This is a genomic window from Leucobacter triazinivorans (genome assembly GCF_004208635.1).
GTDB classification, from domain to species: domain Bacteria; phylum Actinomycetota; class Actinomycetes; order Actinomycetales; family Microbacteriaceae; genus Leucobacter; species Leucobacter triazinivorans.
The window spans coordinates 1,102,934-1,127,101 of the sequence record NZ_CP035806.1 but is presented as its reverse complement, the minus strand read 5'-3'; the positions used below and the strand labels follow the sequence as shown (position 1 = coordinate 1,127,101).

Sequence of the window (24,168 nt, the reverse complement as noted above, 5' to 3'; positions counted from 1 at the left end):
CGCTGGGGCGGCGGTGCCGGGTGCCGGGCGGCGGGTGCCGGGTGCCGGGTGACGCCGGCGCGGGGCTGGCCGCGGCTCGGGGCGCGGATCGCGGCGCCGCCGCACACCCCGCCTTTCATAAATCGTTTTACTCTGCTACCTTCGACAGGTAAAACGATTTATCAGGGAGCGCCACGACGGCCCGCCCGCTACCGCAGGGAGGCGGTACCGATGCACACCTACCCCAGTTACCCCGCCCCGTCGGACCGAGCCATCGCCGAGTTCGTGTGGAACAACCCGTTCGCGGTCCTCGCGACTTCTACTCCCGGGGCGCCGCTCGCGACGCACACGCCGATCGTGTTTCCCCCCGGAGTACGCCCGGGGGAGACGCTCGTGGGGGCCCGCCTCTGGGGGCACATCGGTCGGGCCAACGACCACTGGCGGCGCTTCGCCGAGCAGCCCGAGGCGCTGCTGGTGTTCGCGTCGTCGCACGCGTACGTCTCGCCGAGCACCTACGAGTTCACCCCGGCCGTTCCGACCCTCGACTACGCGACGGTGCACCTGACCGGGCGCGTGACGGTGCTCGAGGAGCCGGAGGAGAACCTCGCGGTCGTGGAGCGCACGGTGGAGCAGCTCGAGGGGCGGCGGGCGGAGCCGTGGGATCCCGCGGAGTCGAGGCACGTCTTCGAGCGGATCCTCTCGGGTGTGGTGTCGTTCACGATCGACATCGACACCGAGTCGGCGATGTTCAAGCTGAGCCAGGACATGCCTGCCGATGTGCACGAGCGCGTCCGGGAGGATCTGCTCCGCGGCGATCACCGTCACCCCGACGTGGCCGAGCTGATGGGTGAGGTCGGCGTCGTCGACGGCATCGCGGACGGTTCCGATCTCGCGGACGGTTCGGATCTCGCGGACGGTTCGAACGGTGTGGACGGCGCGGATCCCGCAGGCTGAATACCCGAGTGCGCGACGCCGGCACGCGCACGACGCGCCGGTTGCGCACGATACGCCGTCGAGCGACGGGCCGCCGGACGGTCGGTCGCCTCGGCGACGACCGCTCGCGCAGTCTGAGCTCCCCGGGGGTCGATGCCGCGCCGGCCGGCGCCTCGGGTCACCCGTTCCGCAGGGAGGATCGCCGCACGAGCAGCTCCGAGGGCACGAGCCGGCGCCCGGCGGGCTCCTCGCCCCGGGTGATCGCCACGAGGAGTGCGACCGTCTCCCGCGCGAGGGTCTCGGGGCGCAGGTCGATCGCGGTGATCGGCGGGTCGGCCGTCCGCGTCTGATCCGCGTCCGTGCCGCAGGCGAGCAGGTAGTCCCGCGGTGCGACGAGGCCCCGCTCGCGCAGGGCATCCTGGATCCCCGCCGCGTGACGTCCGGTCAGGGAGTAGACGGCGTCGGGCATGCCCCCCTCGAGGATCACGGGCACGAGGTCCCGCCCTCCCGACTCGCCGAGCCCCTCGGGGCTGCGCAGGAAGCGCGCGGGCATGCCGGTGCGCTCGCACCAGGAGCGGTAGGCCGCCTCGGCGTCGGCGTTCCAGGAGTTGTCGTCGGTGCCGCCCACGCAGACGATGTCGCGCGCGCCCTGCTCGTGCAGGTGCTCGAAGGCCATCAGGGCGGCGTCGGCGTCGGCGGAGGCCACCCAGTTCGTCGCATCGGGTCGGCCGAGATCCCGCCCCAGCGTGACATAGGGGATGCCGCGCTCCTCGAGCAGGTCGACCACCGGGTCGTGCCGCACGGGGTCGGTGACGATGTACCCGTCGAGGGAGAACGCGAGCGGGGTGACGGGACCCTTCGCGAGGTCGGCGACCTGCATGAGGCTCAAGCCGTGATCGAGCGTGCTGACGGCGGCGGCGCCGGCGAAGCGGAGGAAGTAGTCGACGCCGGGCGGGCTGTAGTCCTCGAGCGCATCGAGGGGGCGCAGCACGATCCCGATGACGCCGATCTGCGCGCGGCGCAGACCGCGGGCGAGGGCGTCTGCCTGGTAGCCCATCGTCTGCGCGACGTCCCGGATGCGCGCGCGGGTCTCGTCCGAGAGCGTGCCCTTGCCGTTCAGGGCGTGCGACACCGCGGTGATCGATACGCCGGCGCGCGCGGCGACGTCTTTGATCGTGACGTTGGGGTACCGGGCCATTGCGCCTCCTCGGGCTCTCCGTACGAGGATAGCGGGATCGCGCGGGATAAATGGATTTGTGGATGCGGATCGAGACTTGCATAAAACGATTTATGTATGTACCGTGATCATCCAAGGCGCGCCCATCGGGGGGCGCGGCCGGCCGGATCGCATCGACGCGGCCCGGGCCACCACCACTGTCGAAGGAGTCACCACGGTGTTGAACAACCAACGAACCCGCCCTCGGGCGGCTGCCGGCGCCGCCCTCGCGCTGAGCCTCGCGTGCGTCCTCACCTCCTGCGCCGCCCCCGGCGCCGAGACGGGCGGCGTCGAGCAGTCGGAGGAGGCCCCCGGCTTCCTCGCCGTCGCCGATGAGTCGCTCACCGGTGAGGGCGCCCTCACCGTGCAGCTCGACTACGACACGAGCGAGGCCGACGGGCTCGACCCGCAGACCGCGCAGACAGCCCGCTCCTGGATGATCATGGGCCTCGTCTACGAGACCCTCGTGACCACGGACGAGAACTTCGAGATCCAGCCCGCACTCGCCACCTCGTGGGAGCAGCCGGACGACACCACGTACGTGTTCACGATCGACACCGCGGCGACGTTCTCGAACGGCCGGCCGCTCACCGTCGACGATGTCGTCGGCAGCCTCGAGCGCCAGATGGCGAGCATGAGCGTCTGGTCGGGCCAGATGGGGCCCGTCGAGTCGATCGAGGCCACCGGGGACGACCAGGTCACGGTCACGCTCAGCAGCCCGTACGCGCCGTTCCTCGCCGCGCTCGCGAACACCCCGGCAGCCATCCTCCCCATGCAGGAGGTGAACGACGGCAGCGTCGACCTCACCACGACGATGCTGGGAACCGGGCCCTACCTCGTCTCGGACCATCGCCAGGACGAGTCGTGGACCTTCATGGCGAATCCGGATTGGCGCGGCGGCGACGATCTCGCGGTGCAGACCCTCGAACTGCAGATCGTGGATCAGGAGTCGACCCGCCAGGCCGCCCTGCGCGAGGGGAGCACGGGGATGGCGAACTTCGTCAACATCGACTCCCTGTCGCAGCTCGGAGGCAACGAGGGCTTGCGGGTCGTCAATCAGACCCAGAGCGACCTCTACTACGTCTTCGTCAACTCGCAGAAGCCCGACAGCCCGCTCAACGACCAGGACGTGCGCTTCGCGATCAACACCGCGATCGACCGGCAGGCCATCGCCGACATCGTCTTCGCCGGCGAGACCTCGCCGACCGGCATCACGCCCTCGAACCTGCCTGGCGCCTGCCTGGTCGACGAGCTGCCCTCCGAGCAGGCGACGATCGAGGACGCGAAGGCGGTCATCGAGGAGTCGGGCGCCGGCGACGCGGCGCTCGATCTCGTGGTCTACACCTCGGAGCCGGTGATGGCGCAGATCGCCCAGCTCGTGCAGCAGCAGCTCGCCGAGATCGGCGTGACCGTCGAGATCGAGCAGTTCGACACCGCGACCTACAACGAGCGCGTCTTCACCGCCCAGCCCGGCGAGTTCGACCTGTCGATCGGGTGGTTCGCCGGGTACACCGACCCCTCGATGGTGACCAAGTGGTGGAACCCCGAGCAGGCGTTCTTCAACGTCGGCTTCACCGGGGTGCACGAGGATCTCAACGCGCTCATCGCCGAGGGCGCGAGCGAGTCGGATCCCTCTGCGCGCGCAGAGGTGCTGACCGAGCTGTGCGCGTCCGCCGACGAGTACTCCGAGATCGTGCCGCTCGTGCACCGTCCGTCCATCATCGGATTCGACACCGCGGCGGTGAGCCCGACCATCCAGAGCAACGAGGGCTACGGCGACATCCTCCGCAACATCGTCGACTACCGGATCGCCGGGGAGTAGCCGGGAATGCTGCAGATCCTTCGCTGGTCCGCCGGGCGGGTGGTGAGTGCGCTCATCACCCTGCTCGGGGTCTCGGTGCTCATCTTCGTCGCGATCCGGCTCATGCCGGGCGGCTACGAGGACATCGTCCTCGGCCCGCTCGCCTCGGCTGAGGAGCGGGAGATGCTCGCCGAGGCCTACGGGCTCAATCAGCCGATCTTCGTGCAGTACTTCGCCTGGATCGGGCAGGTGCTCACGGGTGAGCTCGGCACCTCCTACGTCACGCAGACCTCGGTGTCGGGCGAGATGCTCGCCCGCATTCCCGTGACCGCGATGCTCACGATCATGGCGATGGCGGTGACGCTGCTGATCGGCGTGCCGCTCGGAATCTGGACGGGCGTGCGATCCGGCGCCAAGCGCGGCGGAGCCCTCGGCCGCGTGGTCTCGAGCATCGGCATCAGCGTGCCGGAGTTCGTGCTCGGCAGCATCGTCATCTTCCTCTTCTCGCAGTTCTCGCTCGGTCTCAAGGTCGGGGGGTTCGCCAGCATCGGCACCGGTTTCTGGCCGACGTTCCAGGCGCTCCTGCTCCCGGCGCTCGTGCTCTCCGTCTTCTGCGTCGCCGCGACCGCGCGCACCACGCGAGACGCGGTCATGGGGGTGCTCGTCGAACCCCATATCACCGCGGCGGTGGCGCGCGGGGAGACCGCCTGGCACATCGTGCGCCACCACGTGGTGCGCAACGCCGGGATCCCGATCCTCACGCTGCTCGGCACCATCACGGCCTATCTCCTCGGCGGCGCCGTGATCATCGAGACCCTGTTCAACCTCCCGGGGCTCGGCTCGTTCATGGTGACCGGTCTCGGCAGGCGGGACTTCGCGGTGGTGCAGGCGACCGTGCTCTTCGCCGCCGCCGTCTTCGTCACCCTGAGCCTGGTGCTCGACCTCATCACGAGCGCGCTCGACCCGCGCGTCGCCGTCACGGGGAAGGCAGGATCATGACCACCTACTCGCTTCCGCTCACCAGGAAGAAGCGCGCGGCCCGCACCCGGGCGCCGCGCGACCCCCTCTTCATCGCCGCCGCCTGCGCGCTCGGTCTCATCGTCGCCGTCGCCGTCGCGGCCGCGGTCATCCCGTTCGCGGGCGATCCCGCGAGGATCGTCGGTCCGCGGCTCAGCCCGCCGTCGGCCGCCTACCCCTTCGGCACCGACGCCCTGGGGCGCTCCGTGCTGGCCCGACTGCTCGAGGGCACGCGCACCACCCTGGTGCTCTCCACGCTCGCGGTGGCGTGCACCGCCGTGATCAGCGTGATCCTCGGGCTCGTCGCCGGCTACGCCGGCGGCTGGGCGCGCGAGATCATCATGCGATTGAGCGACGTGCTGTACTCCTTCCCCTCGATCGTGCTCGCGATCCTCATCGCCGCGGTCGTGGGCCCCGGCCAGGTCGCGGTGCTCTCGAGCATCGTGCTCGTCACCGTTCCCCTCATGACGCGCATGGTGAGCGCGGCCGCGATGTCGGTCGCCCAGCGCGACTTCGTCACGACCGCGAAGATCAGCGGGGTGTCGGCCCCCGTGATCCTCTTCCGGCACCTGCTGCCGAACGTCAGCGGCACCATCGCCGTGCAGGGCACGTACGCGCTGTCGGTCGGCATCCTCGTGGAGGGCGGGCTGAGCTTCCTCGGCTACGGCGTGCAGCCGCCGCGATCCTCCCTGGGCCTGCTGATCCAGGAGGGCGGCAGTTACATGCTGCAGGCGCCGTGGCTGCTGTTCATCCCGGCCGCCGTGCTCGTCGTCGCGATCCTCGCCATCAATCTCATCGGCGATACGATGCGCGATCGCCTCGATCCGCGCGAGACAAGGAGCCTCGTATGACCGCGAACGCCCCCGCTGTCCCCGCAGCCCCCGCCGCTGCGGCGGTCTCGCTCTCCGGCCTCAGCGCCGAATACCGCACGCGACTCGGCGTGACCCGGGCCCTCGACGGGATCGATCTCGACGTCGCTCCGGGCGAGCTGCTCGCGATCGTGGGCGAGTCGGGATCCGGCAAGTCGACCGTGTCGGCGGCCATGGGCCGCATGCTGCCGAGAGCCTGCCACATCACCTCCGGATCCGTGCGCGTGCTCGGCAAGGATCTCGCGGGCCTCGGCCCGGAGGCGATCCGCGCCCTGCGCCGCGAGTCGCTCGGCTTCATCCCGCAGGATCCGATCGCCTCGCTCGATCCGACGATGCGGATCCGCCGCCAGCTCGAGCTGGCGCTGCGGCCGCTCGGGCGACCGACCGACCGAGCGTCGCTCGCCGAGCTGCTCGCGAGGGTCAAGATTCTCGAACCGGAGCGGGTGCTGAAGCTCTACCCGCACGAGGTGTCCGGCGGCATGGCCCAGCGCATCGCGATCGCGCTCACCATGGCCCGCGAACCCGAGATCCTGATCGCCGACGAGCCGACTGCGTCGCTCGACTCTCAGGTGCGCGACGAGATCCTCACCCTCATCGTCGATCTCGTGCAGCGCTCCGGCACCAGTCTCATCTGGATCAGCCACGACCTCGGAGCCGTGCGCCGCTGGTGCGACCGCGTGGTCGTGATGCACCAGGGGCGTATCGTCGAGGAGGGGCCGACCGCGCGGGTGCTCGACGACCCGCGCGCCGAATACACGAGAACCCTCGTCGCCGCCATGCCCGGCCGCGCCGACCTCGCAGCGAAGGAGGCGGAACGATGACCGCAGCTGAACCGGGCCCGGTGCTCGAACTGCGCGACGTCAGCGTCGCCTTCACGAGCGGAGCGGGGGCGAAGCGGCGCGTCGTGCGCGCGATGAACTCGGTGACGCTCGAGGTGGCCGCGGGGGAGACCCTCGGGCTCGTGGGCGAGTCGGGATCGGGCAAGACCACGACCGCCTCCGTCGCGCTGGGGCTCAGGCGACCCGACTCGGGCGACGTGCTGCTGCTCGGCCGCCCCTTCGGCCGGTCGCGCAGGGCCACCGCCGGCACACTGCAGGCGGTGCTCCAGCACCCGCACTGGTCGCTCAACCCGCGGCGCAAGGTGGGCGAGTCGGTGCGCGAGCCCCTGACCGTGGCGCGGCGCGACCTCGGCCGGTCGGCACAGCGGCAGCGGGTCATGGAGATGCTCGAACAGGTCGGGCTCAACCCCGCGTTCGCCGAGCGCTATCCGCACGAGCTCTCCGGCGGTCAGCGCCAGCGCGTGTCGGTGGCGCGCGCCCTCGTGACCGAGCCTCGCTTCATCGTCTTCGACGAGGCCGTGAGCGCGCTCGACGTCGCCGTTCAGATGCAGATCCTCGCGCTCATCCGCGAGCTGCAGGCGCAGCACCGCTTCGGAGCGCTCTTCATCTCGCACGACCTCGGGGCGGTGCAGCGCGTGGCCGATCGCGTCGCCGTGCTGTTCAGGGGGGACCTCGTCGAGACCGCCCCGACCGACGAATTCTTCCGGAACCCGCAGCATTCCTACTCGCAGACACTCTTGGAGTCCCTATGAACACGACACCGGCACACGCCCTCACCGACATCGACGGCGCGATCGCCGCGGATCCCGCGCCGCGCCTGGCAGGACCTCCCGTATTCGGCGGACCGGGCAACGATGCCTTCGACCTGGCGCCCGTGAAGAGCACTGGCCGCGACACCCTGCGGTTCGACTTCCCCGGCGTGAGCATCGGGTCGGCCCACTACGAGGAGGGCCCCACCGGAGCCACCGTCATCCACATTCCGGCGGGCGCGCGCACCGCGGTCGATGCGCGCGGCGGGGCGGTGGGCCTCTCCGGCGGATACGACTTCAACCACGCCATCTGCCTGGCCGGGGGATCGGTGTACGGACTCGAGGCGGGCGCCGGGGTGAGCGACGCGCTCCTCGAGCGCTTCGAGCACCGCACCGGCTTCGCCGAGCTGCAGCTCGTCTCCTCGGCGATCATCTACGACTTCTCGGCGCGCTCGACCGCGGTCTACCCCGACAAGGCGCTCGGGCGCGCAGCGCTCGACTTCGCGGTGCCGGGCGAGTTCGCGCAGGGCCGAGCGGGCGCGGGCATGAGCGCTTCCGCCGGCAAGGTCGACTGGGACCGCACCGAGATCACGGGGCAGGGAGCGGCATTCCGCCGACTCGGCGACGTGCGCATCCTCGCCGTCGTCGTGCCGAACCCGGTCGGCGTGATCATGGATCGCGCCGGGCGCATCGTGCGCGGCAATTACGACGCCGAGACCGGGGCCCGGCGGCACCCGGTGTTCGACTATCAAGAGGCGTTCGCCGAGCAGATGCCTCCCGTGACGCAGTCCGGCAACACGACGATCAGCGCCGTGATCACGAACGTGCGCATGAACACCGTCGAGCTGAATCAGTTCGCCAAGCAGGTGCACAGCTCGATGCACCGCGGGATCCAGCCGTTCCACACGGACATGGACGGCGACACGCTCTTCGCGGTCACGACTGACGAGATCGATCTCCCCGCGACTCCCGCGTCATCGCGCGGGCGACTGTCGGTGAACGCCACCGCGCTCGGGGCGATCGCGTCCGAGGTGATGTGGGACGCGCTGCTCGAGGCGGGTCGCTAAGGGGCGCCGCGCGAGCCGCGCGGCGCCGAATCGATACATGGGGGCGGTCGCCCGGGCCGCGGCCCGGGGGTGCCGTCGGGGCTGCTGCCCGGGTTCCGGCCCGGGGCGGCCGCCCGCAGACTGAGAGGACGAAAGTGGACATCATCACCGCGACGGTGACCGGGCAGGATCCGGTGAGCCGCGGCAGCGAGATCGGCGGCCGGTACGGGGAGGAGATCCGGGGCGCGGTCGCCGGATATCTCGAGTTCTTCGCGATCCGCGGACTCACGGAGGATCGCGTGCGGGCGATCGCGGAGAGCTGCTTCGCGGCGCTCGAGGCCTGGGCGCCGAACCTCGCGGCCGAGCTGACCGCGACCGCCGAGGCCGCCGGGGTGCCCCGGTGGCAGCTGGCAGCGCTCAACGCCCGCACCGAGGTGCTCGCCGTCATCCCGCCCGACGTCGAGGGCGAGTGCTCGACCGCGGTGTTCGCGCCGCCTGGGCCGGCCGCCCCCGAGACGATCCAGACCTGGGACTGGCACGCGCACCTGTGCCGCGCCGGCCTGGTCTTCTCGTACGTTCCCGATGCTCCGGGAGGCGCCGAGGATCCCGCGTCCGCCGCGCGCCGCGTCGGCCGGGTGACGATGTTCACCGAGCTCGGCGTGCTCGGCAAGATCGGCGTCAACGACGCGGGCGTCGGCGTGCACTTCAACATCCTGCACCACGCGAGCGACCGCGGAGTCGACGGCGTGCCCGTGCACGCGATCGCGCGCCGGGTGCTCGACGAGGCGACGAGCGTCGACGAGGCCGAGGCCATCATCCGCTCGGCCCGCGCGAGCGCGTCGACGGTGCTCACCGTGGTCTCCCGGGACGCGGCGGCGCACCGCGCGGCGTGCTTCGAGATCTCGCCCGAGCGGGTCAGCGTCGTGCGGGCCGATGCCGACGGCTGGCTGATCCACACGAACAACTTCATCGCCGAGTCCCAGCTGCCGGGGGAGGCGACGCGAGACCGGTCGACGACCTATGCGCGGCTCGCGCACCTCGGCGAGCAGCGCAACCGCATGCCGGGTCTGCCGATCGAGCAGCGCGCCTCCGCGATGTGCGGAGCGTCCGGGGCGCTCGCGCCGATCTGCTTCCGGCCGGATCCGAGCGAGCCGCTGCACGAGCAGTGGACGACCCTGCTGACCGTGGGCCTCGACACGCGAGCGGGGGCGCTGGAGTTCTTCCCCGGTTCCCCGGCCGAGCTCGCCGAGCGGGGCGCCCGCCGGGTGTGAGTGCCCGCCGGGTGTGGCAGCCCGCCGGGTGTGGCAGCCCGCCGGGTGTGGCAGCCCGCCGGGTGTGGCAGCCCGCCGGGTGTGGCAGCCCGCCGCTCACACAGGAGATCCGCACTCACACAGGACGGTCTCGGCCGAGGCCTCCTGCGCGAGCGCGGATCTCCTGCACGAGCGGTGCGCCTGGGCGGGTGCAGCGCCTGGGCGGGTGCAGCGCCAGGCGCCGCGTGCCGGGCCCCGGGCGGAGCGCGCTACCGGGACAGCAGCTCACGCACGCGCGGGATCACCTCGCGGCCGTAGAGCTCGATGCTCGCCAGCAGCTGCTCGTGGGGCATCGTGCCGTTGGCGTACTTGAGGTCGAAGCGGTCGGCGCCCAGGGTGCGCACGGTCGCTGCGATCCGCTGCGCCACCGTCTCGGCCGAGCCCACGTAGAGCGATCCCGCGTCGGCCTCGTGCTCGAACTCGGCGCGCGTGGTGCGCGGCCAGCCGCGCTCGCCGCCGATGCGGTTGCGGTTGGCCTCGAAGTGCGGCCAGAGCTGCTCCCGGGCCTCGGCGTCGCTCGCCGCGACGTGGCCGGGGGAGTGCACGCCGAGCGGCATGGGCTCCCGCCCCAGTTCCCTCTGGGCCTGCCGATAGAGGTTCGCGAAGGGCAGGAAGCGAGAGGGATCGCCGCCGATGATCGCGAGCATCATCGGGATCCCGACCTGCACGGTGCGCAGCACCGACTGCGGACTGCCGCCCACGCCGATCCACGCGCGCACGCCGTCCTCCTGCTGCGTCTTGGGGAACACCTCCTGGCCCGCCAGCGGGCTGCGGAGGGTGCCCGACCAGGTGACCGGACCCTCGGCCCGCAGCCTGGTGAAGAGGTCGAGCTTCTCGGAGAAGAGCGTGTCGTAGTCCTCGAGCCGGTACCCGAAGAGCGGGAAGGACTCGGTGAAGGATCCGCGCCCCAGCACCACCTCGGCGCGCCCCGAGCTCACGGCGTCGAGCGTGGCGAAGCGCTCGTACACCCGCACGGGGTCGTCGCTCGAGAGCACCGTGACACCGGTGCCGAGCAGGATCCGCTCGGTGCGCCCCGCGATGGCTGCGAGCGCGATCTCGGGGCTGCTCAGCGCGAAGTCGTCGCGGTGGTGCTCGCCGAGCGTGATCGCGTCGACGCCGAGCCGGTCGGCGAGCACGGCCTGCTCCACGACGTCCCGGATGACCTGCGCGTGGTGCACGGGCTCGCCCGCGGCTGTGTGCGTCACATCGCCGAAGGTGTCGAGGCCGAGGATGAGCTGCTCGGGCGTCGCGCTCGCAACGGCCCGCAGGGGCGCCGGGGCGGCGGGAGGCGTCGTGCCCGCGGGGCCGTCGGGCTCGGACGTGCGCGCGGGATCGGTCCGGGGATCGCTCATGTGCGCCTCAACAGCGCGGGCGGTCGGCGTATTCCGCGGGTTCGGGAGTGTTCGGGCCGGAACGGATCGCGGCGGTCGTGATCGAGGTTGACCGTCCGCGATCGTGTCAGTACATTGTTCCCATCGACGCGAGGAGGCCGGCAGTGACGCTCGACGTGAGGATCGATCCGCAGGATCCGCATCCGCCCTTCGACCAGCTGCGCCGTCGGTTGATCGAGCAGATCATGGAGCGCCGTCTGCCCAGCGGCACGAAGCTGCCCTCGGTGCGCGCGCTCGCGGCCGAACTGGGCCTCGCGCCGAATACGGTCGCGCGCGCATACCGGGAGCTCGAGGCCGAGGGGTACCTCATCACCCGAGGCCGGGGCGGCACCACGGTCGCGCCGGTCGCGGCCGTCGACGAAGGGACCCGCCTGCGGGCGTCGGAGCTGGTGCAGGAGTACGTCTCCGGCATGCGCGCCCTGGGGTTCGGGCCCGAAACCATCGTGGGCGAGGTGCGCCGCGCGCTCTGATCCCGCACGATTTTTGCGTTCGGGGGAAACGCGATAGAGTGATCCCTGCGTGAAAACGCGATCGGGATGTGGCGCAGCTTGGTAGCGCACGTCGTTCGGGACGACGGGGTCGCAGGTTCAAATCCTGTCATCCCGACCAGTTAGCCGCGGAATTCCAACGGATTCCGCGGCTTTCTAGTTGGTGAAACATGACCCTTGCACGTCAAACCCACGTCAAACTCCCGTTCTGGCGGCTTCGCCCGCATCCTGACTCGGCACGAGTTCGTTGTCTACGAACGACTCCGATTCTTCAGGCATTGCTCTCCTACGTCCTCGGCATGGACACAAACAACGAACTGCACCGCCTCGGGCTCGAACCCCTTCTCGACATCAGCGAACTCGCCTCCTACCTCGGAGTACCCGTCTCGACGATCTACGACTGGCGCACCAGAGGGCAGGGGCCGCGAGCGCACCGCTTCGGGAAGCATCTCAAGTTCACGCTCTCTGATGTACAGAGTTGGATCGCCGAGCAGCGCGACATCGAACCTGCTGCGAATCAGACGGAGGCAGCAAAATGAGCCGCCCTCGACTCACTATCGGCACCTACGGCGAGATCTGGTTCCTGTCGACCGATAGCGGAAAGATCGAAGCACGCGCACACTACCGCGACTGGGATGGAAAGAACCGACTCGTGCAAGCGCGCGCCGACACCCAAGCTAGCGCGGAACGGAGGTTGAAGCAGAAGCTGCTCGACCGAAGCCTCTTCAACGTCAGCCCGGCACACACGCTCCTGACTGCGGACAGCTCGTTCAGCGAGTTGGTCGATTACTGGTTGAACGATCTCGACCTGGAAGGAAGGATCTCGAAAACCACTCGGCAACTTTACGAGCGGAACATGCGCAAGCTCGTCATGCCGGTATTCCAAGGCCTGACGCTCCGCGAGGTAGGCGTCGCTCGCTGCGACCAGTTCATCAAGCAGCTCGCAAAGCTGAGTTACAACCGAGCGAAGCAGGCCAGGGTGGTAATGAAACTTGCGTTCGGCCTTGCGGTACGTCACGAGGTGCTGCCACGAAATCCAATGGATAATATCGCTCGGCTCAAGCGTCCGGCGCACACCCCAAACGCTCTGACTCCTGCCCAGGTGAATGGAGTTCGAGCCGCGATTCTGCATTGGGAAAGCGGCCAGTCTCCGTCAGGGCCGAAGCCGGATGGTCAGTTAGGTGGCATCGTCGAGGTCATGCTCGGCACCTCGGCCCGCATCGGAGAAGTGCTCGCAATCCGTCGATGCGATGTCGACGTGACGAGCAGTGTGCCGTCGATCCGCATCTGCGGCACAATCGTCAGTCTCAAGGGAGAACCGACTGCGAGACAGGATCATCCGAAGACCGCCAAGTCATGCCGCACCGTCGCGATTCCTTCGTTCACGACCGAAGCGGTACGGAAGCGGCTTGCGCGGATGAAAGACACATCGCCAGAGGCACTGCTGTTCTCAAATCGAGGAGGTGCGCCCCTGACTACGGCAAACGTGCGCCGTCAACTCAGGCATGTACTTGGTTTGGCCGGCATCACCGGAGTCTCACCACATATGTTCAGAAGGACAGTCGCAACGGCAGTGAACGAAGAAGCCAATATCGAGTTGGCTGCGGAGCTTCTCGGTCATACCGACACAAGGATCACCGTCCAGCACTACATCCGCCGCAACGAAATGGTGAACCCGGAAACAGCGAAGCTCCTCGACAGAGTATTCGCACGAGATGAATAGCGGCTAGTTCACGACTGAGGTACATAGTGAGGCGGGGGTGCGCAGATGCGCACCCCCGCCTCACTATGTCCGGCTATTCAAGCAGACGTTTCTGCGGCCTTCGCATAGTAGGCATCCTCATCGGCTCGCCGCGAAGCGACATCCTCGATCACGAACTGAACGAAGTCGAGGTCTCGGTCGGGGATCACCGCTTCGGCGATCTGTGGGAATGGGGGCTCTCCCGGCCAGGGGATCTGCCGTGTTGGGCGGTCGCGGTCGAGTCGGGTTCCGCAGGCTTGTACCCAGACGCGCAGCCGGGCCTGTGCCTCGGTGAAGTCGTGGTGCCAGATCATCGGGCCGCTGACGTGCTGCTCAGGGTCGTAGGCTCCGAGCCAGGCACGGTGCAGCGCCGAAAGCTCCCAGACGAGCTCCGGGTGCCGATGCCAGAACGGAGGGAGCACCGCAGGCGTGAGCCCGTAGGTCAACCGAAGCCACGATACCCACGAGTTGAGTTCCAGCCATTCGACCTCCGCCTGCTCGCTGCTGAGCAGATTCCAATTCAACGGGCGCGCAGGCCCGGAAACCCGACCACCTGCACTGGCAGTATTGCCGAGCCTGGGAAGCTCCGGGCCATCGTACTTCGTGCCCTCACCCTCAGACTCGGTAGGATCAGGCTCGGCATCGGGAACGGGGGTCAGCTCTGCTGCTTCATCGTGCAAGGTAGTCGCCTTTCTATCTGCTGATTCCAGTCGGTTGAGGTTGCTCGCGTCGACGCCGCGACCGGTTGAGGGAGTCGGGAGTGATCGCTTGTCGTTGCGATTCACCGACGGTGTGCCGAGGCGAGCGGTCGACCTCGTAACGGGTGCGGAGGATACTGTGGCCGAAGTCCTCGGCGACGAACTGTTGCTTGCCAGAGTTCTTGTTGGTCTCGATCTGGCCGTGTGCGATGAACACGTCGTACTTGCGGAACTGCCGGTGGGCAATCTCGGCGGTCTCCCCGTAGGCGAAGACGCTGCCGAAGCGGGGCTCCAACCTGATCCTTGTGCCATCTGGGGCGGTGCGGTGACACTCGATCCCGAACCGGGCGAAGAAGACAGGACGGCCTTCCTCGGAATACGTCAACTCCGGCATCGTTGCGAAGAACCCTTTCATGCTGACGCCGAGCGCGATCGAATCGACCGTATCAACTGGAGTATCCGTGTCCATCAATCTCGCCTCCTACCGGCTGGCGCCGAGCACCGACGCGACTACCAAGGAGGTAAGGAGAACCCGCCCAAACCTCATCTTCTGAGAGAGTGCCCGCTCGGCTCGACCGCACGCGAAGCCCTAGCCGGAGCAGCAGGGGACTGTTCACGTTCGGGGCCTGCCTGCAATCCGCTAACGGGTTGATACGCTCGCACCGCTTCGACCGTTAACTTGGTGCGCGACCATCGCTCAGACTCGCCTCCCCGCTCTGCCTGGGGTGCTGGACTGGGCTCCTTGTCCTTACGGCGTTGCATCGCCAGAAGCTCGGCCGAGACGCGCTCGAAGTCGGCCTCGGCTGCCGACAGTGCGAGTGCGTGCTTGAACGGTTGCCCGAGCCTCGAGTCGGCATCATCCCGTGTCTGCATAGCCTCGGCGAGTTCGGTGCGTGCTCTCTCAAGCTGGGAGGGGATCTCGGACATGCGATTCTCGATCCGCTGGATCAGCCCGGTTCCACCCGACAGGAACGTCTCACGGGTGACGGAGAAGCTGCCACGCGGCACGCCCCGGAGTTCCAGCCTGACGAGCAGGTCTCCGCCCATCTCAGGGGTGACCTCGCAGCCGATGTCGAAGTTTCCGAGCTTTCCGATCACCCCGAACTCACGTGCCGAGTAGTGCGATAGGTACTTGATGCCACTCTGCGCAGCCCAGCTCATGAGCGCATGCGAGGCATCGGTGCGGGAATCATAGAGACGGTCGTTCAACACGATGCGGAACCGGTCACCACCGGTGTCGATCGTCTGTGGAAGCACGGCCTCGAACCCGGTGATCTCCCGAGTGATCCGGGTCACATCATCCCCTGCCAGGTCACGGGTGTGTTCGAGTACCCGCTCATTGCTATGATGCGCTTGTTCGAGCTTCCTGAGCCGATGCACTTCGGACTGGATCGTGGCGTGTTCGAGCATGAGCGGGTTGCCGGTAGCGAGTGCCTTCGCTTCTGCAGCGGAGAGCGCGGAGGGGTCAATCTCCTCGATCTCACGCACATCGAGTTTGCCCCGCATGACCTGCGCAATGAACCGCGCCTTACGTTCGACGCCCTGCCACATATACGAGTCGAAGGAGCGCTCGGTGATGAGGCGGATGATCCCGACGACATCGTTCTGGTTGCCCTGCCGCATGATGCGGCCCTCGCGCTGGGCAATGTCCGATGGCCGCCAGGGGCAATCCAGGTGGTAGAGCGCGACCGCACGGGCTTGCACGTTGGTACCGACTCCCATGCGTTCGGTGGAGCCCACGAGCACTGCGATGTGCCCGGCGCGCGCCGCCGCGAACACCTGCGCCTTCTCGATGTCGTTGCGGGCTTCGTGAATGAACCGCACTGACTGTGTTGGCATTCCGCGCATCACGAGTTGCTGCTTCAGTTCCTCGTAGATGTTCCATTTGTCGGGGTTCGGGGTCGAGAGGTCAGCGAACACGAGTTGCAGTGCACCGCGAGTGTCCGACGGTTCTCCAGTCGCGGCATCGAGATACTCGGTGTTAGCGGTTTGCTGCCAGAGGTGGTGGATCATGTCAGCGGCGACTTCGACCTTGGTCGGCCCCGAGGGGTCTCGCGGAATGATCATTCGCATGTCGAGTGCGGCCTTGCGCCCATCGTTCGTGATCGACAGCATGTTGTCGTCGCGCGGATCGACCCGGCCGGCCATGATCTTCTCGGCACGCTCGCCGAGCTTCTGCACAAACGCCTCTAACTCGACGGTAGGCGGCACCGCGCGTGCTTCCGGGGACCGGCTCCCGTCTGGGCGCTCTGCCATCTCAGGTACAGGGAGTTTCAGGTCCTCGGCAGTCTTCACGTCGGCGAACGTCGACCACATGCGCAGCATCTCGGGCACGTTCTTGAACTTGGCGAAGCGGGTCTTCATCCGGAACGATGCTCCGGTGGGTGACATTTCCATCTGGGTGACGGTCTCTCCGAAGGTCGCTGCCCACGCGTCGAAGGAGCTGCCGATGCCCGCCGCCTCGAGCAGATCGGGGCGCAGGTACCGCTGCATTGTGTAAGCTTCGGTAATCGAGTTTGAGATCGGTGTCGCCGTTGCGCCCGTGATGATCCGCTGCTTGCCCTGCGAGCGGAGGTACTCTGTCTTCATGTGCAGGTCGGAGGCGCGCTCCGATCCTCGAATGTTCGCGTCGGGGATGTTTGATTCTGTGGCGAGGTTCTTGAAGAGGTGTATCTCGTCCACGACGATGTAGTCGATGCCGGTGTCCTCGAAGCTCACGCCGGGATCGCGCGGTTTGCTGGTGAGCTTCTTCAGCTTCTCCTCGGCTGCGATGAGCTTGTTCTGGAGCTTCTTCACGCTGAGCCGGTCTTCACCGTCCATGCGTTCCAGGGCGTTGCGCATCTCGTCGATCTGTGTGCGCCGGTAGGTCACCTCGTTCTCAAGCTTGAGCCCGATCCGTGCGAATGCGGAGTGGGTGATGAGTATCCCATCCCACTCGTTCGCTGCCGCGCGAGCCACGAACTGCCGTCTGCGATCTGCCGTCAGGTCGGCGCTGGATGCCGCAAGGATCTTCGCTTGTGGGTAGAGCTGCAGCCATTCCCTGCCGAACTGTTCGAGCATGTGGTTCGGGATCGAGATGATCGGTTTCTGAATGAGGCCCATGCGTCGCATTTCCATGACCCCGGCAATCATTTCAGCGGTTTTCCCGGCCCCAACCTCGTGAAAGAGTCCGGCGCTGGGCTCAGTGATCATGCGGGCGACCGCTGCTCGCTGATGCGGACGCATCACGAAGTTCGACGCCATCCCTGGGAATGTCAGGTAGTCGCCTGCGCCGTCGTAGTCGCGCAACACGATCCCGTTGAAGGTGCGGTTGTAGAGAGCGAGCAGTTCCTGTGCGCGGGTTGGATCTTCCCACACCCACATCGAGAATCGCTCGGCGATTGCATCAGCTTTCTCCTGCGCGGCAGCAGTCTGCACGGTGTTGAGTTCCCGATGCTTCGACCCATCGGGCTCCTCGATCTCGTCATAGACGAGCACCGGCTTCTGCTCCGCCAACGATTTCAGGAGCTCGGGCGCAGGTCTGCGCTTCGTTCCCCACTCCGAGGTCGCGCGGAGACCCTGCCTGCCGCCTTTCACATCCCACATGCCTGGCATCGGGCTCTCGACCCGCACCTCGTTCGTGCCCAGCAGTTCGCGCAGGAACTGCTGGTGGATCGTGTCGCTGATCCACACCGCTCCCACCTTCGCTGTCACCTCGGAGGCATCGAGTGGCTTCGGAAGCACCTGCCGCAGCGCCTCAACATTCTCCCGGAACGCGGGATCAGCCTCAGCTCGTGCCGTTGCCGCGTCGAGCTTTCGGTAGATGTCGCCCGAGAGATACGCGGGAGTATGCACCAGTTCATCCGAAACTGGGTCGGTGAACACCATGTCGCCAAGCGCCGACCGTGCATCGGCCTCGCTGATGCCGAGCAGGTCAGCGATCAGTGTAAGGTCGATTCCGCCCCTCCGGTCGAGACTCACCGCGACTGCGTCTGCTGCCGTCTCGACGCCCTGAATCTCAGGGCGTGGTGCAACCACGCGGCGGCTGAGGAGCGCCGCCGGGGTCGCCGTCTCCTCCACGTCGTCGTAGACTTCGAGGGCGAGCACGAGCGGCCCGAACGGGTCGGAGCGCAACAGCCGGATCGGAGTCGGCACCTTCCGAGCAATCGTCTCCTCCCCTTCCTCGTTCACGCGACCGGTTCCATACCGGGTGAAGCGATTCAGCGGTCCGTACTTGCCGAGGTACTTCTGGTAGCCGCGTCGCAGGCTCTCTCGCGCTTGCTCGAGTTCGGCCGTGTCGTCGGCGGACGCGGCCTCCATTGACAGCAGGGCGGACGCGGCGTCGCGCATCCGCAGCAACGCCCGCATCTCCACTGCCCCAGACTTCGGCACCGTGAACGGGAGGATCGCCCCTGCCGACACCACCCCGAAACTGCCGTCCTCATGCGCGATGATCGTGCCGTCGAAGTGAGATGTTGCCGCTGGCACCGATGCGACCTGCCGCACAGTGTGCTCGGCGCTTGGTGGCGTCAGGGTGAGACCCTCCCGCCGGGCGGTAAAGGTCAGCTGATCGAGCGCGTTCTCGAAGTCGGCATCGAGCCGTTCAAGATCGCCCGCGACCTCGAGCGTCGGCCCATAAGGGCCATGCCCAGCCTTGAGCGTACCGAGCACCATCTCAGGGTGCTCGTCGAAGAACGGATTGAGCAACACATCTTCGCCGTCGAGCACGATGCGCGTCACCGTCTCCCAGGACACGTCGCGTGGTGGTTCACCGTTCTCTCGGCGGCGCAGCACCAGCAGGTCGGTGACGACGGTAGTGCCCGCCGTGCGAGAGTGGGTGCGGTTGGGGAGCCGGATCGCGCCCACGAGATCGGCGAGTGCGTTCATCTCCCTGCGCGCACCGGGGTTCTGGGCATCCATCGTGTAGTGCGACGTCAGTACCGCAACCAGACCGCCAGGCCGGGTCAGGTGCAGCGCCTTGATGATGAAGTGATTGTGCAACGACTGCTTGGTCGCGTTATGCACCGGATCGTGCAGCGTTACTCTTCCGAACGGCACATTGCCTACCGCAGCCTCGAATGTACCCTCGGCGATGCGGGTATCCGCGAACGACTGGTTGCGGATCGTCGCATGAGGGTAGAGGGTCTGGCTGATGAGCGCCGTGACCGGATCGAGCTCGACCCCGGTCACCTGCGCATCATCGGGTGCGAGCCCGATGAAGGTACCGAGACCGCTGCCAGGTTCGAGCACCGGCCCGCCTGAGAATCCGAGCGATTCGAGTGCCCGCCAGATGCGCTTCACGAGCATCGGGTCGGTGTAGTGCGCGTTGATCGTCGTGCGCGCCGCCGCGTGCCACTCCTCCTCGCTCAGCAGCCCGCGCAGCTCGCCTCGCTCGGACGCCCACTCCGGCTTCGCCTCATCGAAGACCTCCGGGATCGCACCCCAACTCGACCAGCGCGCCAGTACCTCTTGCCCAGGCACTGTCGCGGCACGATCTTCGGCGGCGAGTTGCTGGGCGAGACGAATCGCCGCGATGTTGGCCTCGAAGCGGGCCTTGCCGCCAGATGGGGCGAGGGTGTGCGGTGCGCCGGGAACGAAACGCGCCGCCTCAAGAGGCGGCGCTGCAGGTGTCTCGTTGGTTACCCGACTTCGCGGAGGAACCGGATCGTCGCCGCTTCGTCCATCACCGCCTGATGGTCGTACATGAACCTGCAGGGGTTCTCCGACTCGAACATCTGGTTCAGGAAATCGAGCGGCACCGCCCACTCCTTCGCCATCTCTTCCATCTCCTCCGTCGAGAAGATCGGGTAGTCCGAGTTCTGCACTCTCACGGCGACGTCCACGAGGCTCTCGTCCATCGGGCGATCCAGCTCCCACTCCTCGCGCGCTTCTGAGAGCGTCAGCGCGGGATCTTTCACCCATGCGAGCTGGTGCGTCATGGCGATCTCCTCCGCGATCTTCCGTGCGGTCGTCATCGTCGCGACCGTCCTGAGATAATCCTCCCTCGCTTCGGGCATTTCCGCCAGCAGCACCGCCGTGATGTCCTCCGTCAGCGAACTGACTTCTTCCTGTATCTGCGCCCCAATCTCCGAAAAGAAGGTCTCCGTCTCCGGCCCCAAGTCGAGGAGTATCTTCATGCGGTTCGGGACGTACTTCTCCCAGTGCTCCCTGAGTCGGTTCGTGTATTTCGTCAACGTGCACTCCTACGCTTGTCTCGGTCGACGTATCGGCCGCAATCTTCGCGTCAGCCGATGGTTCGTCAAGCCCCCAGAGGTCGAGCTCGACCTGATCCGGTGGCGGGGTACGCCTACGCCTCGCCACGCGCACCACCACCCTTCAAGAACGCTTCGACCTTGCGACGGTCGGCCCGCAACTGCCCGGCATCGCGCCTGGCCGTCCACGCCCGCAGATCGGTGATGATCGGAGGGGCCGAGCGCAGCAGCGTCACCCCGGTGCCGAACGGCAACATGCGCAGCCGCTCGGGAGGCATGATCGGTACCCGCCGCACCGATCGTTGCGAGGAGCGATCGCCGTAAGCACCCATCGTGATCGAGTCCGTGAACTCATCCCGCTCACCGAGCAGCGCGGAGAGGTCTTGGAGGTCGCGCGTGTTCGATGCGCCGCCGAGGATGATCTTCACGATGGACGCATCCCAGATCGCGGCGGCAGCGTCGTCGCCCCATTTCTCGCGGGCCTGCGCGAGCGATTGCAGAATCGGCACGGTCGTAATCCCAGTGCCGCCGCCCTCAGCCATGAGCGTCGGCAAAGACGGCAGGGGCGCGATGTTCGCAATCTCATCGAGCACAAGCGCAAGCGGCGGATCAAGCCGCGCCCCCGGCGAGACCGCCGCCTTGCGCCTCGCCACCTCCACGATGTCCTCCACGAGCGCCGCGACGAGCGCCGCCGATGCACCGGCTCCTGCGCCTGTGGCGAGGAGGTAGAGGGTGCCGTGCTCATCCAAGAACGCGCCGGGGTCGAAGACCTCGCCTGGGCCGGGCGAGACCGCATCGAGCACCCTCGGGTCGGCGAGCGCGGCAAGACTCAACGAAACGCCCTGCCACACGCTGTCGCGCGAGCGCGGATCAGAGTCGATCACTCCGCCAAGCGCGTCACCCCACCCAGACGCCGCCCCAGCATTCGTGTCGAGGATCGAGACCGCCTCGGCAGCGGCGGCGGGATCGAGCGTCCACCGGAACAACTCGGCAGGCGTGCGCCCGTCGAGTGCTGCCGCGTGGAGGAGCGCCTGCAGTGCCACCTTGGTCTTCGCTTCCCAGAACCCGCCTCCTTCCACGTCCCCTGCGGAGAGGCCGGTGGCGGAGGCGAGGCCGGCGGCACGGATCATCGCGGTGAGGGGGTCGTCGCATCCCCGGATCGGGCTCCATCTGAGCCCTGCGGGGATGCCCGCCGCGAGACGTTGCGGGTCGAACACCGCGACCGGGCGATCCCCGCGCCCACGGGCATGGAACGTGGCCGCGACGTTGTCCGGCCTCGTCGAGGTCGTGACGACCGCGCCGGGCGCATCCAAGATCAGGTTGATGGCGACATGGAGGCCTTTGCCCGAGCGGGGCGCTCCGAGGGCGAGGATCGAGTCTTCCACTGACGCCCACACCGGCACCCCCTGCGAGGCCCCGAGGGTGAAGCCGACATCGGCGGGTGCAGGTTGCGGGATCGAGGGGCGCAGGTTCGCGGCCCGGCGCAGCAGCGCCGTGTCTGACGCCTGTGCTTTGACCTCGGCACGGGTCGCGATCCCGACGATCTTCCGAGGGTCTTTCTCCCGCCGCTCGGTGAACCGTCGGGTGAGCATCCACACCCAGACGCCGAGCGTCGCGACTCCCGCGAGCTGCACTCCGGCGATGATCCAATAGACCACGACGTTCAGGCCCGGCGCATTGAGCGCGGTCGCTGGATCTCCCGGCGAGAACAGCACCCCAGCACCGGCTGCGAGGCCCGCTCTCGGGCCGGGAATGCCGGTCAGCCAGGCCGCCAGGGTACCCGAGAGCCGCAGTATCCCAGCGATGAAGAGCAGGGCGGCGAGGCCGATCAGTGCCAGATTGGTGAGTTCGTGACCGTAGCCGCCGACCTGTCGCCCCTGGCTCATCGGACGGCCCTCACCAACTGGATCGTGCCCGAGATGCGCCCGATCAGTGCAAGCTCCTGCACGCCCGAGACGTGCCCCTGCGGGATGAGGGCGTTGACCTGCCCGTCCGGGGCTGCACCGCAGTGAGCGACGATCGGAGCGACCGCCACTTCCTCTCCCGCAAGGAACCCGCTCCCGGTTACCGACACCGGCGGCAGCGCGGTCGCGGCGCGCTGCCGCCGCGACGGGAGCGTCGGCTGTGCCGGTACCTCGGCCGGAGCCGTCGTCCTGCGTCTGGGGAACACGATGTCGGTGTAGACGGTGCCGTCGCACTCGGTGACGACGACTTTCACCGGCTGCCCGAGTTGTGCGGTGATCGCGTCGAGGATCATCGAGTAAGACTCGCGCCGCCACGCCGGAGCGTGCGGCGGCGGCGCATACGCTTCGCCATTCGCGAGTACCGCCATTGCGCCGTCGTCATGCACTTGCATCTGCACGAGCGGCCACTCCACCGGCACTTCGACAGCCGACTGTGCCGACGGCTGCGCGGCAGGCTTCGGATGCCGCGCCATCACCGGAGCACCACCAGCAGTGCGAGGACGAAAGTGAGCATGCGGGAGGGGTGAGTCAGAACCATGCCCACAAGGTCGAGGGCGCAAGCCGAAAAAGAACTGCCCGCGGCATAGACGGTTCAGGAACCTGCTTCGTATTCTGGGATCATGTGCGCAAGCTACGGGCTCGGGGGCGGGGCACGAACCGAAGAAGAAGAGGCCGAGGCGTTCGGCATCGAGCCCCTCGACACCAGAGAGGGGCGCGCCCGCATCAACGAATGGATCGGCAGATACGGCGGCCAAGCCAAGATCACCGGGACGAAAGCTAGAAACCTCAACCCGATCATCCGATCCGAGGATGACGCCCCGAGTATCGAGTTCGCGTGGTGGTCACTCCCGCGCCCGACCGACGGTAGAGCATTCAACTCGAGAGTCGAGAGTCTGACCCGTACCTGACGTGAAGCATTCCAGCAGCGAGCCCTCCTGCCCGCCACTTGGTACGACGAGGGCAAGAAGCGATGGAAGCTCCCAGACCGCTCCACGTTCGCCATCGCCGCGATCACCGCGCAGATCGAGATCGACGGAGTGACGTATCTCGGCTACTCGCTGGTCACGAGGCCGGGTCTCGGCGAAGCGTCCACCGTGGTTTCCGCGCGAGGAGAATCACGCATGCCGTTGGTGCTCCCTCACGAGCTACACGATCGCTGGCTCGACCCAGGACAGCCCGGAGACGCAGCCCTGGTGAAGCGAGTAACGACCGGCACCGAAGACATCTCGTATGCCATGACCACTGAGACGGCGACGCTCTTCTAAGTCGACTTGAGGTACCGAGGCAGATGCACACTCGACTGCGGGGAACGCTGAAACTCGAGCAGCACACGACAACGCTCATCCAAGTACGGGGAGAGTTCAAGGCTGACAGGCTCACCCGTGCCGGCGAAGAAGCCGATCGCCTCGTAGAACGGATAGCTCGTGCGTCCGATCCAAGTCGGCCGGATCAACCCGATCGCTTCACCCTCGAAGCACACTTCCCAGAGCACCGGATCACGCTTGAAGATGCGCTGACGCGGCCGCAGCTCGAACCCAGGATCGAGCGGAATATTGGGCGGCTCAGTTCCAGACACAGCACACCTGCCACCCCAGCACGGAGTCGAACACGTCGAACAGCTGAGCGTCTTGACCGTTCGACGGCTTGGCGATGAATCGCCACCCAGAGTGGCGCACGGTGCCCTCGGGCGGGTGCGTGATGATCGGATGCAGCCAGTCGACCTCGCGCGTCAACTGAGTCGGCTGGTCGATCACCCACCAGGCGATACCCTCCCACTCGAGCCTCGATGGGGAGCCGCCGTCGAAGATGAGTGTCACCGGGGCATCCACTTCCACTCTCACCTCGACCCCCATTTACTCGAACAAACTTTCGAGTAAATGCTACGTCGACTCAGATGAGGTGGCAATACCCGATCCGAACCGAGACGCGGGAAGGG

22 protein-coding genes and 1 tRNA gene are annotated in these 24,168 nt (G+C 67.4%); 13 read left to right on the top strand and 10 right to left on the bottom strand.

The window, feature by feature from the left end; genetic code table 11:
- The first annotated feature begins 210 nt into the window (after positions 1–210).
- Complete coding sequence (locus tag EVS81_RS05170; RefSeq protein WP_130109438.1) at positions 211–933, top strand: FMN-binding negative transcriptional regulator; 723 nt, start codon at positions 211–213, stop codon at positions 931–933.
- A 157-nt stretch (positions 934–1,090) separates the two neighbouring features.
- Here the strand turns inward: EVS81_RS05170 and EVS81_RS05165 are convergent, their stop codons facing one another.
- The gene (locus tag EVS81_RS05165) at positions 1,091–2,110 is read right to left on the bottom strand and encodes a LacI family DNA-binding transcriptional regulator (protein ID WP_130109437.1); all 1,020 of its coding nucleotides are present in this window, start codon (positions 2,108–2,110) and stop codon (positions 1,091–1,093) included.
- 196 nt (positions 2,111–2,306) lie between these two features.
- On the opposite strand from EVS81_RS05165, the gene EVS81_RS05160 reads away from it, so the two are divergent.
- From EVS81_RS05160 to EVS81_RS05130, 7 genes are all read left to right on the top strand, one after another.
- Positions 2,307–3,950, top strand: a complete 1,644-nt coding sequence (locus EVS81_RS05160) for an ABC transporter substrate-binding protein (protein WP_130111296.1) — start codon at positions 2,307–2,309, stop codon at positions 3,948–3,950.
- Positions 3,951–3,956: 6 nt separating this feature from the next.
- Entirely contained in the window at positions 3,957–4,928 is a 972-nt protein-coding gene (locus EVS81_RS05155; protein ID WP_130109436.1) for an ABC transporter permease, read from the top strand.
- Positions 4,925–5,797, top strand: coding sequence for an ABC transporter permease (locus EVS81_RS05150; protein ID WP_130109435.1), 873 nt, complete (start codon positions 4,925–4,927; stop codon positions 5,795–5,797). The genes EVS81_RS05155 and EVS81_RS05150 overlap by 4 nt, the downstream gene beginning before the upstream one ends.
- Positions 5,794–6,636 carry an ABC transporter ATP-binding protein gene (locus EVS81_RS05145; protein ID WP_130109434.1) on the top strand — a complete coding sequence of 281 codons (843 nt, stop codon included), beginning with the start codon at positions 5,794–5,796 and terminating at the stop codon, positions 6,634–6,636. The genes EVS81_RS05150 and EVS81_RS05145 overlap by 4 nt, the downstream gene beginning before the upstream one ends.
- The gene (locus tag EVS81_RS05140; RefSeq protein WP_130109433.1) at positions 6,633–7,406 is read left to right on the top strand and encodes an ABC transporter ATP-binding protein; all 774 of its coding nucleotides are present in this window, start codon (positions 6,633–6,635) and stop codon (positions 7,404–7,406) included. Before EVS81_RS05145 ends, EVS81_RS05140 begins: the two co-directional genes overlap by 4 nt.
- Entirely contained in the window at positions 7,403–8,470 is a 1,068-nt protein-coding gene (locus EVS81_RS05135) for an endo-type 6-aminohexanoate oligomer hydrolase (RefSeq protein WP_130109432.1), read from the top strand. Before EVS81_RS05140 ends, EVS81_RS05135 begins: the two co-directional genes overlap by 4 nt.
- 134 nt (positions 8,471–8,604) lie before the next feature.
- The gene (locus EVS81_RS05130; protein WP_130109431.1) at positions 8,605–9,720 is read left to right on the top strand and encodes a C45 family autoproteolytic acyltransferase/hydrolase; all 1,116 of its coding nucleotides are present in this window, start codon (positions 8,605–8,607) and stop codon (positions 9,718–9,720) included.
- A gap of 248 nt (positions 9,721–9,968) precedes the next feature.
- Here EVS81_RS05130 and EVS81_RS05125 read toward each other — a convergent pair whose 3' ends face one another.
- Positions 9,969–11,111 carry an LLM class flavin-dependent oxidoreductase gene (locus EVS81_RS05125; protein WP_130109430.1) on the bottom strand — a complete coding sequence of 381 codons (1,143 nt, stop codon included), beginning with the start codon at positions 11,109–11,111 and terminating at the stop codon, positions 9,969–9,971.
- Positions 11,112–11,254: 143 nt separating this feature from the next.
- Between EVS81_RS05125 and EVS81_RS05120 the strand changes: the two genes are divergently transcribed.
- From EVS81_RS05120 to EVS81_RS05105, 4 genes are all read left to right on the top strand, one after another.
- Positions 11,255–11,620 carry a GntR family transcriptional regulator gene (locus EVS81_RS05120; protein ID WP_130109429.1) on the top strand — a complete coding sequence of 122 codons (366 nt, stop codon included), beginning with the start codon at positions 11,255–11,257 and terminating at the stop codon, positions 11,618–11,620.
- Between the two features lie 62 nt (positions 11,621–11,682).
- A tRNA-Pro gene (locus EVS81_RS05115) sits at positions 11,683–11,759 on the top strand.
- 178 nt (positions 11,760–11,937) lie between these two features.
- On the top strand, positions 11,938–12,177 hold the full coding sequence (locus EVS81_RS05110) for a helix-turn-helix transcriptional regulator (RefSeq protein WP_130109428.1): 240 nt from the start codon (positions 11,938–11,940) through the stop codon (positions 12,175–12,177).
- On the top strand, positions 12,174–13,361 hold the full coding sequence (locus tag EVS81_RS05105; protein WP_130109427.1) for a tyrosine-type recombinase/integrase: 1,188 nt from the start codon (positions 12,174–12,176) through the stop codon (positions 13,359–13,361). Before EVS81_RS05110 ends, EVS81_RS05105 begins: the two co-directional genes overlap by 4 nt.
- 77 nt (positions 13,362–13,438) lie before the next feature.
- Here EVS81_RS05105 and EVS81_RS05100 read toward each other — a convergent pair whose 3' ends face one another.
- The 6 genes from EVS81_RS05100 to EVS81_RS05075 form a co-directional block, all read right to left on the bottom strand.
- A complete protein-coding gene (locus EVS81_RS05100) occupies positions 13,439–14,059 on the bottom strand; it encodes a DUF4913 domain-containing protein (protein ID WP_240739971.1) in 621 nt (206 codons plus the stop codon).
- 13 nt (positions 14,060–14,072) lie between these two features.
- A complete protein-coding gene (locus tag EVS81_RS05095; protein WP_165384188.1) occupies positions 14,073–14,546 on the bottom strand; it encodes a single-stranded DNA-binding protein in 474 nt (157 codons plus the stop codon).
- Between the two features lie 74 nt (positions 14,547–14,620).
- Positions 14,621–19,582, bottom strand: coding sequence for a helicase-related protein (locus EVS81_RS05090; protein ID WP_240740050.1), 4,962 nt, complete (start codon positions 19,580–19,582; stop codon positions 14,621–14,623).
- 113 nt (positions 19,583–19,695) lie between these two features.
- Positions 19,696–20,250: a hypothetical protein gene (locus tag EVS81_RS16035; RefSeq protein ID WP_130109425.1), complete on the bottom strand. Its 555-nt coding sequence runs from the start codon at positions 20,248–20,250 to the stop codon at positions 19,696–19,698.
- 113 nt (positions 20,251–20,363) lie between these two features.
- Positions 20,364–22,154 carry a type IV secretory system conjugative DNA transfer family protein gene (locus EVS81_RS05080; RefSeq protein WP_130109424.1) on the bottom strand — a complete coding sequence of 597 codons (1,791 nt, stop codon included), beginning with the start codon at positions 22,152–22,154 and terminating at the stop codon, positions 20,364–20,366.
- Positions 22,151–22,525, bottom strand: a complete 375-nt coding sequence (locus EVS81_RS05075) for a hypothetical protein (protein ID WP_130109423.1) — start codon at positions 22,523–22,525, stop codon at positions 22,151–22,153. The genes EVS81_RS05080 and EVS81_RS05075 overlap by 4 nt, the downstream gene beginning before the upstream one ends.
- Before the next feature lie 828 nt (positions 22,526–23,353).
- Between EVS81_RS05075 and EVS81_RS15760 the strand changes: the two genes are divergently transcribed.
- A complete protein-coding gene (locus EVS81_RS15760) occupies positions 23,354–23,497 on the top strand; it encodes an SOS response-associated peptidase (protein ID WP_165384187.1) in 144 nt (47 codons plus the stop codon).
- Here EVS81_RS15760 and EVS81_RS05070 read toward each other — a convergent pair.
- Together EVS81_RS05070 and EVS81_RS05065 are read right to left on the bottom strand one after the other, a co-directional pair.
- Entirely contained in the window at positions 23,494–23,808 is a 315-nt protein-coding gene (locus EVS81_RS05070) for a hypothetical protein (protein WP_130109422.1), read from the bottom strand. The genes EVS81_RS15760 and EVS81_RS05070 overlap by 4 nt on opposite strands.
- Complete coding sequence (locus EVS81_RS05065; RefSeq protein WP_130109421.1) at positions 23,795–24,049, bottom strand: hypothetical protein; 255 nt, start codon at positions 24,047–24,049, stop codon at positions 23,795–23,797. The genes EVS81_RS05070 and EVS81_RS05065 overlap by 14 nt, the downstream gene beginning before the upstream one ends.
- Positions 24,050–24,168 lie beyond the last annotated feature (119 nt).